15 protein-coding genes are annotated in these 17,630 nt (G+C 45.4%); 4 read left to right on the plus strand and 11 right to left on the minus strand.

Annotation, left to right across the window (positions count from 1 at the left end):
- Positions 1-69 precede the first annotated feature (69 nt).
- The 3 genes from tsaB to GPLA_RS03310 all read right to left on the minus strand — a co-directional run bounded on the left by tsaB (position 70) and on the right by GPLA_RS03310 (position 4,118).
- A complete protein-coding gene (tsaB, locus tag GPLA_RS03300) occupies positions 70-777 on the minus strand; it encodes a tRNA (adenosine(37)-N6)-threonylcarbamoyltransferase complex dimerization subunit type 1 TsaB (protein WP_007103400.1) in 708 nt (235 codons plus the stop codon).
- Positions 774-2,888, minus strand: coding sequence for an ATP-dependent DNA helicase (locus GPLA_RS03305; RefSeq protein ID WP_007103401.1), 2,115 nt, complete (start codon positions 2,886-2,888; stop codon positions 774-776). The genes tsaB and GPLA_RS03305 overlap by 4 nt, the downstream gene beginning before the upstream one ends.
- 246 nt (positions 2,889-3,134) lie before the next feature.
- Positions 3,135-4,118, minus strand: a complete 984-nt coding sequence (locus GPLA_RS03310) for a hypothetical protein (RefSeq protein WP_040513826.1) — start codon at positions 4,116-4,118, stop codon at positions 3,135-3,137.
- A 199-nt stretch (positions 4,119-4,317) separates the two neighbouring features.
- Between GPLA_RS03310 and GPLA_RS03315 the strand changes: the two genes are divergently transcribed.
- Positions 4,318-5,061: a flagellar basal body L-ring protein FlgH gene (locus tag GPLA_RS03315; RefSeq protein ID WP_040513858.1), complete on the plus strand. Its 744-nt coding sequence runs from the start codon at positions 4,318-4,320 to the stop codon at positions 5,059-5,061.
- Positions 5,062-6,252 carry a flagellar assembly protein T N-terminal domain-containing protein gene (locus GPLA_RS03320; protein ID WP_007103406.1) on the plus strand — a complete coding sequence of 397 codons (1,191 nt, stop codon included), beginning with the start codon at positions 5,062-5,064 and terminating at the stop codon, positions 6,250-6,252.
- 9 nt (positions 6,253-6,261) lie between these two features.
- Here the strand turns inward: GPLA_RS03320 and GPLA_RS03325 are convergent, their stop codons facing one another.
- Both GPLA_RS03325 and GPLA_RS03330 read right to left on the minus strand, forming a co-directional pair.
- Positions 6,262-6,606, minus strand: coding sequence for a cysteine-rich CWC family protein (locus GPLA_RS03325; RefSeq protein WP_007103407.1), 345 nt, complete (start codon positions 6,604-6,606; stop codon positions 6,262-6,264).
- 142 nt (positions 6,607-6,748) lie between these two features.
- Positions 6,749-8,251 (minus strand): Hsp70 family protein, encoded by a 1,503-nt coding sequence (locus GPLA_RS03330; protein ID WP_007103408.1) that lies wholly within the window; start codon positions 8,249-8,251, stop codon positions 6,749-6,751.
- A gap of 335 nt (positions 8,252-8,586) precedes the next feature.
- On the opposite strand from GPLA_RS03330, the gene GPLA_RS03335 reads away from it, so the two are divergent.
- Entirely contained in the window at positions 8,587-9,558 is a 972-nt protein-coding gene (locus GPLA_RS03335) for a mechanosensitive ion channel family protein (protein ID WP_007103410.1), read from the plus strand.
- A gap of 126 nt (positions 9,559-9,684) precedes the next feature.
- Here GPLA_RS03335 and GPLA_RS03340 read toward each other — a convergent pair whose 3' ends face one another.
- From GPLA_RS03340 to GPLA_RS03360, 5 genes are all read right to left on the minus strand, one after another.
- Positions 9,685-10,191 (minus strand): DUF3087 domain-containing protein, encoded by a 507-nt coding sequence (locus GPLA_RS03340; RefSeq protein WP_007103411.1) that lies wholly within the window; start codon positions 10,189-10,191, stop codon positions 9,685-9,687.
- A 113-nt stretch (positions 10,192-10,304) separates the two neighbouring features.
- Complete coding sequence (locus GPLA_RS03345; RefSeq protein ID WP_007103412.1) at positions 10,305-11,036, minus strand: tetratricopeptide repeat protein; 732 nt, start codon at positions 11,034-11,036, stop codon at positions 10,305-10,307.
- A gap of 43 nt (positions 11,037-11,079) precedes the next feature.
- Positions 11,080-13,431 (minus strand): FdhF/YdeP family oxidoreductase, encoded by a 2,352-nt coding sequence (locus GPLA_RS03350; protein WP_007103413.1) that lies wholly within the window; start codon positions 13,429-13,431, stop codon positions 11,080-11,082.
- A gap of 61 nt (positions 13,432-13,492) precedes the next feature.
- Positions 13,493-14,389: a formate dehydrogenase accessory sulfurtransferase FdhD gene (locus GPLA_RS03355; protein WP_007103414.1), complete on the minus strand. Its 897-nt coding sequence runs from the start codon at positions 14,387-14,389 to the stop codon at positions 13,493-13,495.
- Between the two features lie 135 nt (positions 14,390-14,524).
- Positions 14,525-15,451 carry a sulfite exporter TauE/SafE family protein gene (locus GPLA_RS03360; protein WP_007103415.1) on the minus strand — a complete coding sequence of 309 codons (927 nt, stop codon included), beginning with the start codon at positions 15,449-15,451 and terminating at the stop codon, positions 14,525-14,527.
- 372 nt (positions 15,452-15,823) lie between these two features.
- Here GPLA_RS03360 and GPLA_RS03370 point away from each other — a divergent pair, with 372 nt between their 5' ends.
- A complete protein-coding gene (locus GPLA_RS03370) occupies positions 15,824-16,321 on the plus strand; it encodes a DUF2244 domain-containing protein (protein ID WP_007103417.1) in 498 nt (165 codons plus the stop codon).
- Between the two features lie 50 nt (positions 16,322-16,371).
- Here the strand turns inward: GPLA_RS03370 and GPLA_RS03375 are convergent, their stop codons facing one another.
- On the minus strand, positions 16,372-17,493 hold the full coding sequence (locus tag GPLA_RS03375) for a DUF2855 family protein (RefSeq protein ID WP_007103418.1): 1,122 nt from the start codon (positions 17,491-17,493) through the stop codon (positions 16,372-16,374).
- Positions 17,494-17,630 lie beyond the last annotated feature (137 nt).

Below are 17,630 nucleotides of genomic sequence, written 5' to 3' on the forward strand. Positions count from 1 at the left end.
CAGCAACCAATAGTTAAATACTTATCTTGTTACTTATAGCACAGGTTTACGCCAATTTGCTATTAGCCGTTATTCTCTCCCTGGGAGTTTTTTCCAGGTGACTTTGTCACGCAGATACACGGGCTCTATCTGTTCCACCTCTTTTGCATGGCCTTGTTGTACGCCAGCTTCAACCAATGCCAACATATACTGTGCAGCGGGATAAAGTATATCGGTCAAGATGACAGGTTTGCTCTTGGCATTAAGTGGAGTAAGTAATGCCTCATATGCAGCCCAACCGGTACCCACTCCGTGAATCAAGTGGTCGCTTTGGTTTTTAAGGAGTATTTCAGCGGCGACTTCTGGCGGTAAAACCCGCTCCTCATCAACTAAAGTGGCCAGACCGTCGGTTGCTTGATAACGAGCGAAATACACCTCGCCCATACGCGCATCAATCGCACAATACACCTCGCTAGCTTGGTGCTTATCTAGCGCTTGTTGGGCCATTGCCGCCATGGTTGAGACACCGACTACGTGTAACCCTGTGCCTAAGGCAAGGCCTTGCAATATCCCAGTGGCGATGCGCACGCCAGTAAAACTGCCTGGCCCGCGACCAAACCCAAGATAATCAAGTTGGGCCAAAGTAACGCCAGCGTCTTTAAGCACGCCATCAATCATAGGTAATATGCGTTGACTATGCTGCTGAGGGCAAATTTCAAATTGTTGATAACGCTGGCCATTTACCTGTAATGCAACAGAACATGCTTCTGTTGCGGTATCAATGATCAAAAGATTCACTGTATTTCCTTCTTTAACATGTCACGGGTATCCAGGGCATTTTGCCCATTTGAGTGTTGTTCTGGTGTCCCTTGGTCCGAAGCAATCAGACTATCTTGATTTACATCTTGTTGCGCTAATGCTTGGGCTGCTTTATTCGTTACTTCTTTAGCAGCAATCTTAGCGGCTTGCTGGGACTTTTTGCTTAGCTGGGCGTCGTGATGGATTTCTTCAAGAAAAGCCAGTGCATTGGGCAAATGTCGGGTACGACGCATGTTCGGCAGACTGCGCAAAAATGTTTTTGCATAATCTTTGGTGACCAGTCGATTATCACAGATCACCAGCACCCCTCGGTCGGTTTCGTCACGGATTAATCGCCCTGCCCCTTGCTTAAGAGCAATAGCCGCTTGGGGAATTTGCAGTTGACCAAACGGATTACCGCCAGCTTTACGACAATCCTCTATTCTAGCTTGTAACAAGGGGTCATCCGGTGACGCAAACGGTAACTTATCAATAAGCACACAGGTTAAATCATTACCCCGTACGTCAACGCCTTCCCAAAAAGCACCGGTTCCCAATAAGACCGCGTTGTCGCTATTCACGTAAGACTCCAACAACGCCCGCTTAGTGGTTGTACCTTGGACTAATATGGGGTTTTCTACTTTGTCTTCGAGCATGGCTGCAATCGCCCGCAACGTGGCATGACTGGTAAATAACAAAAAGCAGCGTCCGCCGCTGGCAGCGATCAATTTTAGCGAGATATCCAGTAAGGTCTGGCGCATTTCTCTGGCATTGGGCTCAGGTAAAAAACGCGGCACGCAGAGCATTGCCTGCTTTTGATAGTCAAAGGGGCTATCTAATGCCAATGTCTTAGCTTGCTGCAAGCCCATTTGACGTTGGAAATGCTCAAAACCATCTCCGACCATCAAGGTCGCCGATGTGAAAATCCACGTGCGCTCAGGAGACGATACCATTTTCGAAAATTTCGCCGCAATACTTAAGGGGGTTAAATGCAAGACGATGTGACGCAAAGTGGTTTCATACCAAAGACTGACCCCTTTTTGGCCTGCGTCCGTTAGCCGCGCGAGCTTTGCTCGGGCATCACTGACCCGCTCAAATATACTGTCTAAATCTTTGTCTCGACTTAAATGCAGCTTAATTACTTCGTACAGGATATTTAATGCGTCGTTCAGTTTACTGATTTGGGTTTGCACCTCATCACGAGTCAACATTTCCCGCCAGTTGCCTTTTTGCGCTTGCTCAGGAAATAACAAACGCAGATCCGCAGAGATCATCTTGCATTTTTCACCTGCCGTATGCAGCTGCTTGGCATCTTTGAGCGAGGTGCGATACACCAATTCAAGATCGCGACTTAAATCATGTAATTGTCTGCTGGATAACGACTCACCAAAATACTCACTGGCGATATCAGGGATTTGATGGGCTTCATCAAAAATTACCACGTCAGCCTCAGGAATAAGTTCACCGAATCCTGTGTCTTTGAGTGCCATGTCAGCAAAGAACAGATGGTGATTCACCACCACTAAATCCGCATCTAACGCTTTTCGCCGTGCTTTGATCATGTAGCAGTCTTCATAATCAGGGCAGTCTTTACCTAAGCAATTGTCCATGGTTGATGTGACAAAGGGTAAAACTTTGGCATCTTCGGCAAGGCTTTTCATTTCGCCCATATCACCGCTTTTAGTCGATGTTGCCCAGCGTCTTACATCCGACAGTTCTACCATAGTCGTGCGATCAAGTAAGGTGCTACTGCCACCATGTTGGCGTAGACGATGCAAACATAGGTAGTTTGAACGGCCCTTGAGCAAAGCAATTTTACCGTTTACCCCAATGGCTTTTTTGATTAGCGGTAAATCTCTGTGGAAGAGCTGCTCTTGCAGGTTTTTTGTGCCGGTAGAAACAATGGTTTTCTTTTTTGCTTGCAGCGCAGGAGCGAGATATGCAAAGGTTTTACCTGTGCCGGTTCCTGCTTCAACAATCAATGCAGACTTGTGCTCTATGGCTTCTTCTACGGCATTGGCCATGTCAGTTTGCGCCTGACGCACTGTGAATCCGGAGATCGCTTGAGATAAAATGCCATCGGCGGCAAACAGCTTAGAAGACTTTGACATAACGCGCGGTGCAAGTGCCTTGAAATAAAAAGAGAGGGATTATGCCAAACTATGGGCCGATTTTCAGAGATTAATCATCCTTAAGCCGATAAATTATCCTTGTTTTTACAAAGCCCTTTTAAACACGATGAAAAGTGAGCAATACGATGGTGCTGATACCGCTTAACCAATTCAATTAAAATACGATAGCAGTCGCGCTTTGACAAAATAAGGGCGGTGATTAACGCCCTTATTATCATTACGTCATTAAAACATACGTGACACAAACTGATAGGCATTGCTGGATTGCTCGATGGGCTCATCGCTGGTTTGAATAGCCTGCTGGGCAACAGCCGCCGCTGGGTTATCAGCAAATAAAAGACCAGCATAATCAAAATCAACAATGGCATCACTCATGGTGCTGCCGGTATAACTCTCAACAAGTAAGTCAACCGCCGAAAGTGCCAATCCTGTTGGGCCACCATACAAAAATCCACCCGCCAAACTTGCAGCGGCGCTCATATGCTCGCCGGTCATGTCTTGATACAAACTCGAAACTATTGGCACATGCTGGGCGATGTTTATCGTGTCAAACACCTCATTTAATCCGAGACCATCCTCACCAAATGAATACTGCCCCACGTCCTGTAAAAATGTACTTGCAGGCTCAGTAATGCTATTACTTTTAAGCAATGCGCTACTGTTGGTGATTGCCCCGCTTTGACCAACACTTGAATCAGTAATATTTGTTAACGAACTGAATAAACTCGTTTGTAAATTGCTCAGTAAGTTTGACTGCATACTGGAAATAGATTGCTCAGAAAATGAAGCGCCTAGATCTGACATCAGTGCACTTGTGCCTTCAGCTCCTTCCCCAAGAAGCCCACCAAATAAGTTGGCGTTTAATGACGCCATTAATTGTTGTTGAATTTGGGCAATGCTTTCATCGGCACTGATAGCACCACTGATTAATGATTCACCTGATACAGCACCAGAAGTCATATTTGATGAAATCAACGCAGCAGCCCCATCAGATACAGCGGTTTTCGATGGGGAGTTATTGCTTGTTGCCCCCTGTAGGCTCGCCAATAAATCTGCGAAGTAGGCACCAACACCAGTAACACTTTCCAATGAGGATGAACTTCCAGTGTCCGCTGTGGTGGAACTAACTGTCTCACTATTAGTGCCTGATATTAACGAAGCGTCAGCCCCTAGAATATTACTTGCTGAGAATTGCTCAATGATACTCACTGCGTCCCCTGAATTTACGTCTATAAAAAATTTAGTATTAATATCAATGTCATATCAGAACTAAAGGGAACACAGCATAAAACTTACTTAACTTTGCAAAACTGACCTTTCATTACACAACCTTGACACTACTCATACAGACAAGGTTTGGGGGAATATGCGACCATCATTCTTTGCTTACTCATTTGAATATAAAGTCATGTTAATCAGAATCTTAACTGTTTGGTTGGTCGTTTTCATCGCCGCATGCAGCACCTCGGTACCCAATGACGAGCAGGTCATTGCCAGTAGCCCCACTAATCCAAATGTACAGCAACGGGCGATTGAAGTAAGCACTACAGGGCCTGAGCGCGGCGAACCCGAATTTCGTCCTGTGCGCGTTGATCCATTCCCTTCAGTAAAGGTGCCTACAGGCTCATTGTTCGATCCCGACAACCTTGTGGGCTTATATCAACGTAACAATCGCTACCGAGTGGGCGACATGATTTTGGTCCAACTGGCTGAAAAGACGTCATCAAAGAAGTCGCTCAACTTTAAACGTGATAAAAGTGGAAACTTCACGCTTGACCCTGTCACGGTCAATGCGGGTTCGCTCAAAATTAACGGCGATAATTTGAATGCCGATTTCGAACAAGAAAACGAATTCGACAGCTCAGCTGAAACCAAGCAAAACAATTCATTAGAAGGAGACGTAACCGTTTACGTCCTTGAAATTATGCCAAACGGAAACTTGTTGGTAGCAGGAGAAAAATGGATGACTCTGAACAAAGGTGAAGAATACATTCGGTTTTCAGGGGAAATACGGCCTACTGATATCGACAACGACAATACGGTTAGCTCAGTAAAAATCGGTAACTCTCGGATCGAATTCAGCGGAAAAGGTGAATTACAGGACAATCAAGAATCGTCCATATTAGGAAAACTATTTGGCATTCTCGAGTAAATGATGACCTTACGTTTCTCCCCATTCATTTATCTATTTGGCTTAATAGCATGTGCCATGTTCAGCCCCTATACCTCGGCGGTTTGGTATCAAGGTAACGCGCAGCTGGCCGTTAACGGTGCCGATTTAAATGCCATTCGCGTGGCAGCGATTAAAAATGCCATTGCCGACGCCTCATTTCAACACGGCATCATGATCACCGCCAAGGATATTTCCTTGGACGGGTTACTGCAAAGTAGTAAAACGGAATTACGCAGCGAAGGTAAAATACGCAGAGTCGAGATCCTCAGTGAAGAAGTCATCGAGGATGTTTTACACGTGTTTGTGAAAGTAGATATTGAACCCTTATTCGATTGCAGTCATGACAACTACATGCGTGCCTTACTGGTTACGCAATTACCCGTATTGAAACCAACACAAGCCAGCCATGGTGCAATATTTGACTTAGGTCCTCAGGTTAGTAGGCGTGTTGAACAACAATTATTGTCAGATGAACTGGTGGCTAAAGTACAGCTTATCAATCAGATTTTCACGCCTAAAAGCGTGCTGCAAGAACCCACTTTTAATTATATCTCGGATACCGCCCGCTACCTTGCGAATCAATACCACAGCCAATTTGTACTCTTTGGTTATATCCGAGACATCAGTTTGTTCGAGCAAACCACCAAAGGGTTGATAGACGACGATGTTGCGCTTAGACGCAATTTCACCTTACAGTTGCATCTGTTTGATGCGTTTAACAACAAAATGCTCCTAAGCAACAGCTATCATGGTGAAGCCGATTGGGACTTCAAGACTACCTATCCGGTAGATACCTACAACAGTCTATTTTGGCGCAGTGGCTATGGACGAGTCATATTGAACACAGTTAACAGCGCGGTAATTGATATCAGTAATACTCTCACTTGCCAGAAGACCTTGGGGCAAATTATCCATAAAAATAACCAACACATCATTATTAATATCGGCAGTGAAATGGGCGTGGCTGAAGGAGACAGGTTTCAGTTAATAAAAAGTGAATCGGTACCTGCGCAAAATGGGGATATGTTCAACATGTTAACCAGCGAAAAAGAGCATGAGTTAACCGTCACCAGTGTGGATGCTCAAACCGCGACACTCACCAGCAGCAATGCCAGCTTATTCGACAATAGCCACTTATTTGACCTCGTCAGTCCGCTTGCGGGGTATTAACCTAACGTCTTACTCGGGACAATAACGACTGCTAAATCCGACAGGATCACGCGTAAAGTATTCAACGCAGGCGGCGCAAATGCAGCGCTGCCCTTTGCTGCTCAGCGGCACTAAATCAATTAATTCATGTGGTATTTTTTGTACAAAACACCAACAGCCAGTTTGCTTGTCCATGTCACTCAAGTTGTCGGGATAAAGCGCGTCTTGCGACAAGTCATTATCCGCTTTTAGCGGCATTACATTTTGAACCGCTTCTGGGGAAGAAACGGAACGGTTGGCACTGACACTCATGCACTTATTATCATACTGACAAAACGGGCAGCGCAAGGTGATAGCAATCGGTAACGTATTCATGTGCAGCCTTTCATGTAAAAGCGATCCCCAGCAAAGCATTTAGTTAACTTATTATCGTCTTGTTTTAAGGGTTACGCTTCAATGTTTAACCCTTAATGTCACCAGACTTAACGCTTTCGATATGTCAAAAGTGCAAGTAGCCTTATGCCAACTTGGCGGCCTGAATTGCGAGTCCTTCGCACACAGAATTAAATGCATCGCCTTGCATAACCGGCAAATGGGGTAACATGATCTCCTCTAGCTCTTTTTTCACTATGGGCGACAAACTCATGCCGCCCGTAATAAATAACATTTGCGGCTGCTCGGCGCTATTTTGCAAACACTCACTAACCAAAGCCTTCACTTTTCTTAACCAAGATTGCATCGAACGGCTAAGCTCTTCGATAGTAATATCCACGTCGTAGTCCGGCTCAATATAATGCAGCGGCAGAGTAATGATGTCTTTAGAAGAGAGCATTTCTTTGGCCAATCGGGCTGAATTAACTAACCTAGCTGACAATTTTTGTTCCTGAACGGCCAATAAACGTCCTAACATCTTTGACTCTTTCACGTCGGACTTGGTTTGCACAATCTCAAGCCACGACTCATCGGAGAAAAATCGATTAAGTTTGGGAATATCGTCTACCGCACACATATCTGAAAAAAACGTTGGTGGTACGGGCAATCCATTACGCATCAGTAAACCGCGTCCCATGGTGGGCGCAATTGATTGAATAATGAGATTTTTATCACATTCCATACCTCCTAGACGGGCGCCCGTAACAGACAACACATCTTGTTGCCGGTCAAGGTTAGCCTGTTTAGCGGGTGATAATTTAATGCAACAGATATCTGTGGTGCCACCACCAATATCTGCCACCAACACGTTGGTATGATTATCCAGGGTGCGCTCAATTTTGTAAGCCGCAGCGATAGGCTCTTCAAGAAATTCAATCTGATTAAAACCTGCCTGTGTGGCAGCCTGGGTCATAATGTCAACGGCTTGTTTATTTCCTTCATGGCCTCGGGTGCCATGAAACTTCACCGGTCGGCCAATTACGGCAGTGTCTACTGGCATGTTAAGCTGTTGCTCAGCACTTAAACGGAAGAACTCTAATTGCTTGGCGATCAAGCCGACAAATGCCTGCTGTTGTCCGGCGACCAAGTTAGCCCCTAAAAAGTTTTTAGGCGAGTAAATAAGCCGACCTTTATCAGGGGTTTTGAGGTAACGTTTAAAACCTTCTTCACCGAAGGCAAATTTCCCCGTTTCCACCAGTTGTTTTAACGGCAGGTCCTGCACCGTCATGTCTTTCAACAAAAGCTCAATGGCCCGGCGTTGCAACGCCGGCAGATTATGCAATTCAGCACGAAAGTCGTCGATTTGATCACTGAAACGTTGCTGTTCTTTGCCATCTTGGGCTTCGTAATACCCTTCTTTGGCCTTATCAATCTGTTCAGTGATCGCACGCTTTATTTGTGCGACTTTTGCTTCAATCATCGAGGTCGGCGGTGTAGGCAGCTCATTTTCATAGTAGATAAAAACCGACGAACGGATCTTATTTGCCCCATCAATATTGGGATCGAGCTTGATAAAGTGATGCTGTTGCCCGTCGAAATAAGACACCTCAGAATTTGAAGTCCCATAATCTATACCTATTGCTGCCATACCCACCGTTCATTTGCCGAAAATAAAGCCGCGAAGTGTAATGTAAAAATATACTCAATTCATTAACTGTTTTAGTGGATAGGTCGTTATTCCCCGTCTAAACGCTAACTGCTCCATAAGCGTGAAAAGCACAATGACACATAGATGCTGACACAACAGACTAAGCTGCCGTAAACACAATTATCTGGCGCAATAAATAGCTAATGAATGGCATCGTTCTGGGCGTTAAGAAAAATAAGGGCTATGGCTATCCAATAATGAACCACTTAGTATGCTCATTATTGGTGTTTTCTAAATTCAGCGAACGTCATGTAAATTGACTACGGAGAAGCAATATGAAAATCGTCCTGATGGCTTTGTTGTTTATTTCTTTTAATGGCTATGCCCAGCTGAGCAGCGACCAAGAAATTCCACCTCCTGCTTTTTCTGTCGAAGCGGCCAGTCAAACCCTACAAGAAACCGTGCTTAAAATTTGGTATGACTTTATAGGACATACCCCTTATATCGTCGTCGCTATATCAGTGTTACTGCTAACGGGTATTTCATCCATGCTCATTAGCAAGCTAATCGGAAATATGACAGGGCGCAGCAAAATGCGTGGATCACTCAGGGAGCTTACCCAGCGCTTTGCAAGGATAATCATCTGGCTATTCGGTATATTGTTAGCCTCGCTGATCGTTTTTCCCGGTCTCACCCCAGCAAAAGCTCTGGGAGGACTAGGATTAGCCTCAGTGGCCATCGGTTTTGCTTTTAAGGAAATTTTTGAAAACTTCTTTGCCGGTATTTTACTGTTATGGAAGTACCCGTTTGAAAAAGGTGACTTCATAAAATGCCAAGCAATATTAGGCCGAGTAGAAAACATTTCAGTGCGTATGACTGAATTACGGCAACCTGATGGTGAATTGGTAGTCGTGCCCAATTCATTTTTATTTAAGAATCCAGTGTTTGTGCTGACACATGAAAACAGCCGCCGTATGCAAATTATGACGGGCGTTGCTTATTCCGAAGACGCCCAAGCGGCACTGCCCATTATTAAAAAAGCAGTTGAACGCTGCGAATTAATTGTCAAAGAAAAAGGCGTGGAAGTTTTCCTGAACGGCTTTGGTAGTAGCTCAATGGACATAGAAGTAACTTGGTGGGCGGATCCTACGCCACTAGGTGAGCGAAAATCACGCAGTGAAGTTGTTGGTGCAATAAAACAAGCTCTTGACGATGCTGGTATCGAAATACCCTTCCCTTATCGCACGCTGACTTTCAGTGAGCCCTTGCCTGTGCGCTCTGTGGACAACAACAAACCGTCTCAATAATGGTGGTTATGCGAGCAAAATGTCTTTTGCTCTTTTATCGCCCCTTTGCATGCTTAACAGCGACAGATAAGCAGCTCGCTTTTCAGTCGCTATTAGCGATTACCTTTTCAAACGCTCTAGCCAAGGTTAAAATTGCTTTAACATTTTGTCGTTGTAATCATTTGCATCAAGCGTTAACTGATACTGGGCGGCAAGGTTATCAAGCTTTTTTTGTTCGATTGCGAGTTCATCCATGATAATAGTGTTGTCATCGAGGTGCCATAATAAACGAGAACCTGCGTAGCTGTAGTGAATAGCCAGTAATGCATCGCCATTGCCTGCGTCTGCCGCTATTTTTAACTTAGGCATTTTTCGGTTAATTTTATTTAACGCTTGCTTCAATTCCCAGACGTAAACGACTTCGCGCATGTAGTCATGAGTCCGGTATTTATTCAGTATCCATCCAATCGTCACACTCGATACAATCACACCGAGTAAGTTCCAGTGAAAGTGGCTACCACTTTCATCAGGGAATAGCGCAATAAGCGCTTGAGATAGCGTTAAACTGCCAACCGCTAACACGATAATACAGGCGACGATAACTCGGTTTAGATGACGGCGATAACGGGTTTTATTAATTTCAATGAGTTGCATAATAACCAAATGTAGAATGACAAATATATAGGTGTGGCACTGGCGACGAAGTAGCGAATTTATGCGTAAAAGATCCGATTTTCGAAACATTTCCCCCTAACGTTAAGCGCCGTTTATTGCTCACTGGCGATCTCGTTTAGCAAAGCATCGACTGCAATACGTCGATATTTATCGGCCATAGGACGATTGGGTCGAGCCGGTGCTTGCTGCGCGCGAAGCAGATATTCCCGAGCAGTTTTGTTATCCCCATCGTCATACAAGAACTCTGCATAGAAAAAGTTAGCATCTATGCTCTCGGGGTGAGCCACCACAGCGGATAACAACAGTTTCTCGGCTTTTTTGTCGCTACCAAAGCTTAGCGGCCAGCCCGGCAATTTATGATAAAGCGCCCCTAAGGTTGTAGTTGCAGCACCATCTAACGCCTGCTTATCGATGGTAATTGATTTTTCAAGTGATATCTTGGCTTCTTTGGCCAGTCCTAACGCACCCGTACCACCGATTGCGGCGGCCGCTGTTGATTGACAAATGCCTAACCACGCCCAATTAGCAGCGCTATTGGGCTTTTCTTGGGTGAGCACATGAGCCTGGGCGATTAAGGCTTTAAAGGCCATTTTTTGCTCTTCGCCCTGTAAGGTGTAATTTACCTTCGCCCATCGTTGTTGCAATGCGTAGAGTTTTGGCGAGACCGCTAACGGGGCCACGCGCAGTGACATACTCCGGGCGTGTTCTCCTTCCTCAGTATTTGCAATAGCACTTTGCTGACTATAAGCACTCGTTGCTGCAGTCATTGCTAGCCCAAACGTACTAATCAATAGCACGCCCTGAGATATGTTACGCATTTTCATCTTTGTACATTACCTGTGTCATTCAATATAGGGTTGTCGACCATTATGCGTCTTTAGTTTGTTTAGGGTGCAAGCTGATCACAATGGACTTGTAAGCGGGCGTATTACTTTTATCAGCCACGCTGCCTATGGGGATCAAGTCGTTTGTTTCCGGATAATAAGCCGCTGCGCAGCCTTTAGGGATCGCGTACTCCACCAGCTCGAAATCACTGACTTCCCTAAGCGCCACCTTATCATTTGGCCAATGGCTACGAATGCTCACATGCTGACCCGGTTGTAAGCCTAATTCGTCAATATCCCCTTTGCTAATAAACAATACCTTACGCGTACCATGAATACCGCGATAGCGGTCATTATTGGTATAAATCGTAGTATTAAACTGATCGTGACTGCGTATGGTCATCATTAACAAGTGGCCCTTAGGCACCTCGATATTGTTAATGTCGTGCACCACAAAATTAGCCTTACCGTTCGAGGTATCGAATTTCCGTTGATCACGCACGGCATTGGGTAGTACGAACTCCCCTAAGTCATCGATACGCTGATTAAAATTTTCAAATCCCGGGATCACATTGCCAATATGGTGACGAATCAGCCGATAGTCAGCGCTCATGGCGAGCCAATCAATAGCTGTGTCTTTACTAGCAAGCCCCTCGTTGGTCAGCGTGTGGTGTGCAAGTTGAGCGATAATGTCCACTTCACTTTTAAGTAAGTCAGACGCTGGAGGGATTTTGCCATGGGAGGTTTGAACCACGCCCATGGAGTTTTCCACCGTAATGGTTTGAATACCACTGGCTTGGGTATCAATTTCGGTGCGCCCCAATGCAGGCAGAATAAGGGCTTGTTTGCCGGTATGCAGATGAGAACGGTTTAGCTTGGTGGACACCTGCACCGTCAATTCACATTGGGTGAGCGCCTCATCATTTGCTTGGTGATCAGGCATGGCTCTGAAAAAATTACCTCCGAGGGCAAACAAAACCTTTATTCGTCCTTGTTGCATGCCGTGCACTGTCTCAACAGCGTCCACACCATCTTCCCTTGGCGGGTTGAAATCAAATTCTTTGCCTAAGGCATCTAAGAATTCGGGCTCGGGTTTTTCCCAAATGCCCATGGTGCGATCCCCTTGTACATTACTGTGTCCGCGCACAGGACATACGCCTGCGCCAGGTTTACCCAAGTTACCTTGCAACATTAAAAAGTTGGTCATTAATTGGATATTCGCCACGGCATTTTTATGCTGCGTCATCCCCATCGCCCAACAACAAATGGTTTTCTTCGACGTGCTGGCGATATCGGCGGCTTGCTCTATTAGACTTTGAGTTAAGCCACTGCCTTGCTCAATTGCTTGCCAAGAGGTTTGCTCTATATCCGCTTTGAAAGCATCAAACCCATGGCAGTATTGCTCGATAAAATGGTGGTCAAGCACTGGCTGGTGATGACTGTCCCGCTCAATTAAGGCTTTGCACAAACCTTTAAGCAGGGCGACATCGCCGTTAATTTTCACCGGTAAATAGAGATCTCGCAAGGCTGTACCACTGCCAATCACACCTGACACTTCCTGAGGGTTTTTAAAGCGCTTAAGACCCGTTTCATCCAAAGGATTAATCGCGACTATCTTCGCCCCTTGACGTTTTGCTGCCTGCAAAGATGACAACATCCGAGGGTGATTGGAGCCAGGGTTTTGGCCAAAAACGAAAATGGCTTCAGCGTGCTCTAAATCTTCTAGACTCACAGTGCCTTTGCCCACACCTATGGTTTCCCCTAGACCTACGCCACTCGATTCATGGCACATGTTAGAACAATCCGGCAGGTTATTCGTGCCGAATTTCCGCACAAATAACTGATATAAGAATGCCGCTTCATTACCGGTGCGCCCAGAGGTATAAAATGCCGCTTGGTTAGGGTGATGCAACGCCTTGAGTTGAGCACTTATAAGGGTAAACGCCTGAGTCCAATCAATGGGCTGATAATATTCTGCACCTTCAGGTAACCACATGGGTTGAGTCAGGCGCCCTTGATCGTTTAACCAACGGTCAGATTGTCCGCGCATCTTACTCACACTATGGCGGGCAAAAAATTCGCTATCTGCTCGCTTTGTGGTGGCTTCATCTGCCACGGCCTTTGCGCCATTTTCACAAAACTCAAACGTGGCACGTTTGGCTAACGGGTCAGGCCAGGCACAACCGGGGCAATCAAAGCCTTCAATTTGGTTGAGATCCGTCAGCAAACGGGTGCCTTTTATCGGTCCTGCTTTACTGGTGACGTTCTTATAGGCTGACAACACGGCCGGGATGCCGGCAGCCCATTCTTTTGGCTGGCTAATTTCAATACGTTGGGTGTCCGTAGGGTCAAATGAGTGAGCTTGCGTGTCGGTTGACGATGATGTGGTTTTCATAGTGACTCCTGTAATAAATTATCGCTCGAAAAGAACGTATCTGCGGCCCACGACGAATAAATTAGCGCCGAGTGATCCGCTTAGCGCAGGTATATACATTAACGCGTTTATGGTGAATAAAACCCACTAAACAGATGTCGTATTCCTGAGCAAGTTCAATGGCTAAACTAGACGGGGCCCCCATAGCTAAGACAAATCGCACGTTAGCCATGGCCGCTTTTTGCACAAGATCAAAGCTGATCCGAGAGCTTAGTACCACCCCGTATTCGCGCTTACTGTCAGCAAGCAAGGCCGGCAAATGTGCTCCTATGAGTTTATCAAAGGCATTGTGGCGGCCAATATCTTCGCGCACATCTAATAAGTGGCTGGCCAGCTCACTACCGGTAGTCGCCTTAGGTAATGCCTCGGGCGATGCCTCAAGGCTGAACAAACCGGCCCCGTGGCTACCTCCAGTGGTTAAAAACGCCGTTTGTTTCTGCCTAAGAGCCTCTGACAAAGCTAAAATGCTAGGCACCGACAAGGTATTTCCACTGACGTATGCTGCACGCGGCAGCTTATCAAGCAGCACATCAATTGAGCGTTGTCCGCACACGCCACAGCCAGAATTTACATAATCAATATGACGGCTAGCGCTGTTTTTAGGTGAATCAAAATCGAAATGTGCTTGGGGGTGTAAGCTAATCAAAACCTGATTGCCGTCGTTACTTTTGAGTCGTTGGCTACCGGTATGGGTGATACTGTGAATGTCTGCCCCGTTTTCTATTAAGCCGCTAGTATGCAACCATCCCCGAACCAAAGCGATATCGTCACCAGGGCTGCGCATGGTGGTCAATAATAGGCTCGCTTTAGCCCCATTTCTAAGGGGGTGTTTTAGCCAAATTTCTAGAGGCTCTTCACTAACAACTTGATCATCTAACTTAATGATCTGCCCAGTGTCACCGTTTTGGGTTGACGCCAATGACGTGCTTGCCGTAAATCGTGTAATGGGAAAAGTCTTAACGGTGTGCCCCTTTTGGTCATGATGGCGAGTGTAAAATAACGGTCAATATGTTGCTTTGCTACTCATTTACATCTTAGGTGCTAAGGCAGTCCGTTACAGTACGAGACCGGTTAGACCTAACAGTAAAATCCAGCTAGCAAAAAACAGTTTCAAATGTTTTGCCGAAAAACGCAGTACCAAACGCTTAGCTAAAATCCCTCCGAGCGCGGCACCCGGCCCAGCAAAGAGAACCACAGGCCAATAAATTGTCTGGCTCACTAGGGCATGATAAATCACTCCGGACCAGACGGTTATCGCACTTAAAATAACGGCGCACGCAATGGAGAAAGTCACATTGAAGCCGCGCATAATTAAATATACTGCCAGCAACTCCCCTACCCCTATGGATAAATATGCCGTAATTATGCCGCCACAAATACAAATAATCGGTAACAAAATACTATCTAACGGGCGCAATTGGCTTATCGGTGGCTTACGCCCTGTGAGCGCAACCATGAAAAACATGCTGATGGCGAGCAAAATAGAAAAGATACCAAAGCCAATATGCAACATGTCGCCGTTAGCCAAAGGCCCAAACCAACTAGGGTTAAACTGGGCGATCAATAACCCGACAACCGACGTGGGGATCACCAAAATCAACACACTATAGATGCTTTGCCATTGCTCGTTATGCATTTTTTGCGCACTTTTTTGCGCACGTTTTTGCTCAACTAAAGTGCTTTGCTTTTGATGAAAACGCCACCACGTTATCGCACCGGCGGTCATACCGAAGCATTGAATGGCAAAACTGGTCGCGACTGTCGCACTGGGTGTAAAGCCCATTTGGTTAAAAAACGGGACAAATACCACACCGCCTCCGGCTCCTGTGGCATTGGCAAACACAGCGCCCAACACACCTAACAAAGTAAACCCGGCGTAATGAATAAATAAGGTCACAGGGTCATGTCGCGTAGCAAATACCACGCACCAAGTGACTAACATAAGCCCACGAATGTGCTGAGCAGAAAATTGAGAAAACATTGAATTTACACTACATTTTGATATCGACAGAACTGTGCCAGAAAACCTTTGCTGTCGCTAGCCAATTAACTGGCCTCCCATTGGATATTGCGCTGTTGCTAGCTAACACAGCGAACAACCTTAATCTTTTTTCACTTTTAATAGCTGGCTTGCCAACAATGGTGGTGCGCTTAATATAAATGGATAGGTTCCAAAATGATAAGTAAGTAAAAAATGAATTTCGACAGACTTATAATGATATGCCCCCGCGCAATACAGCAAGACTGCAGCCCGGCCTTGTGCAGCCACTTTAGCAGTGTTGTTGTTCTCATTGCCAATTGCCGCTAAGAGCAATGGTGCACACGTTCAAACAAGTACCATGGAGCTCATGTCATGGTTAAACTCCACCATGCAGGCGAGCGTTGGGTATTGACCTTATCACCGAATCGCTCTGCAAATTGGGTACAAACGAAATTATTAATAACAACTATGGCGTTTTTCGTTTTGATTATCGCCCTCGCATGGACCTTGGTTGGCGCATGGTTGGTATTGCCCTTTGCGGGAATTGAAGTGGCTTTGCTGTGGTTTATTGCTTACAAAGTGTCGCTTTATACCTATCAACAGCAAGTGATTACGATTACTGCAACGTCAATAGAATTGCAGCTAGGTACCTACCGTCCGCAAAAGAGCTGGACGTTTAATAAATCAGATACCTATATTGCTCTTGTTGAGGCAAAAAACGCCTTTGAGTGCATACAGCTGCGCTTTATTGATGGATCACGGCAGATTATTTTTGCAGAATTTTTGAACCAAGCAGATAGAAAAGTCGCACTTGAGTACTTAAAAGCAGTGCCAATTCGGGTGCTAAGTGACAAATGGTGGCACGCTTAACGCGCCACCCTTTCACCGATTAATTTAACGGCTGTTAACAAAAAGCACTTTTAGAAGGTTAATACATTGATCTCTTCGTTATTAAGCGCCCCAGCTAATCCTATTTGATATAGATCAGCAATCGCTTGCGCGCCCTTATACTCGACTACACTAATTTTACCCTGCATATTATGACTAAAACTGTTCCAAGCTTGCGCATAACGTTCATTAAAACCTTCTCGAGTCCACTCTTCAGTACGTTTTTTCACCTGATGAGGTGCAAAGAATAACTCTCCGTGAAGCTTACCCTTAGGTTTATTGGTTTGCGATTTAACATCCGTCGCCCCAATGAATACTTCACGGCTCAGCTTATCGCCAAGTAAATCTTGTAAGTCGAGCAGTAGCTGTTTATTACCAGCAAAATCCAGCACCCAGCTTTCACCTTCTTGGTTTATCTGGTCAATATCAGTGTATTCAAGTACCTCGTCGTAACACGAAAATGACTCAGTAAGCGTTTTATTGGCGGCACTGGTTAATCCCACAACACGGTAATGTCCACCACGTTGCGCTTTGTGTTTCATTAATAAATGCGCGCAGCCATATGCTGTTTTACTCGATGCACTGGTCAATAGAACTGTGGTGACCTTTTCGTCAATGTGCTCGCCTACAAAATCATCCAATACGAATGATGTCATAAACAAGGGACGGTAATTTAATAGCCATGCCTCAGAATCTTGCTGGTAAGCAGCATCTTGTGCGCAGCGTAAATAATTATCATACACTGGCGAGCTACTTACCCGTTGCGGATGGTTATCAAAAAAGCTGATCTCGTTAGCCTTATCAACATTAATCACTAAATGCGTGCCCATCGGGAAGTAGCCATAAACGACTTCACCCACTTGTGCCTTTGGATGCTTAGACGCGATGACGGTGCCAAAACCCCAAACAGGTACTATGCCCCACTGCTCATCAGCGGGGAAAAAGCCCCAATACCCCATCTTGTCGCCGGTCACAGCGTACGTAATATTATTCGCAGAAAAACCAAAGCTATTCAGCTGCAATATAGCCTGACCGTCTTGCAATTGTGTGCTGTCTAGTTGCCCGTGCACAATTTTGGTTTGTGAAACATCCGCTTTATTTACCCAAACTTCTGTACTATTTATCTGTGTGTTGTTGAGCTTATTATCTGCCATGAGAAGTATCCTTATTATGAGAGCATCTATGAGAAAACGTGCTAAAAATCTTGAATGATTATAGGGATGTAGTGAAATTTTTATGTTAGAAAATCCATCATATTTGTGAATACGAGCACATAACAGCGACTAATTTT

This window comes from Paraglaciecola polaris LMG 21857, assembly GCF_000315055.1.
GTDB lineage: Bacteria > Pseudomonadota > Gammaproteobacteria > Enterobacterales > Alteromonadaceae > Paraglaciecola > Paraglaciecola polaris.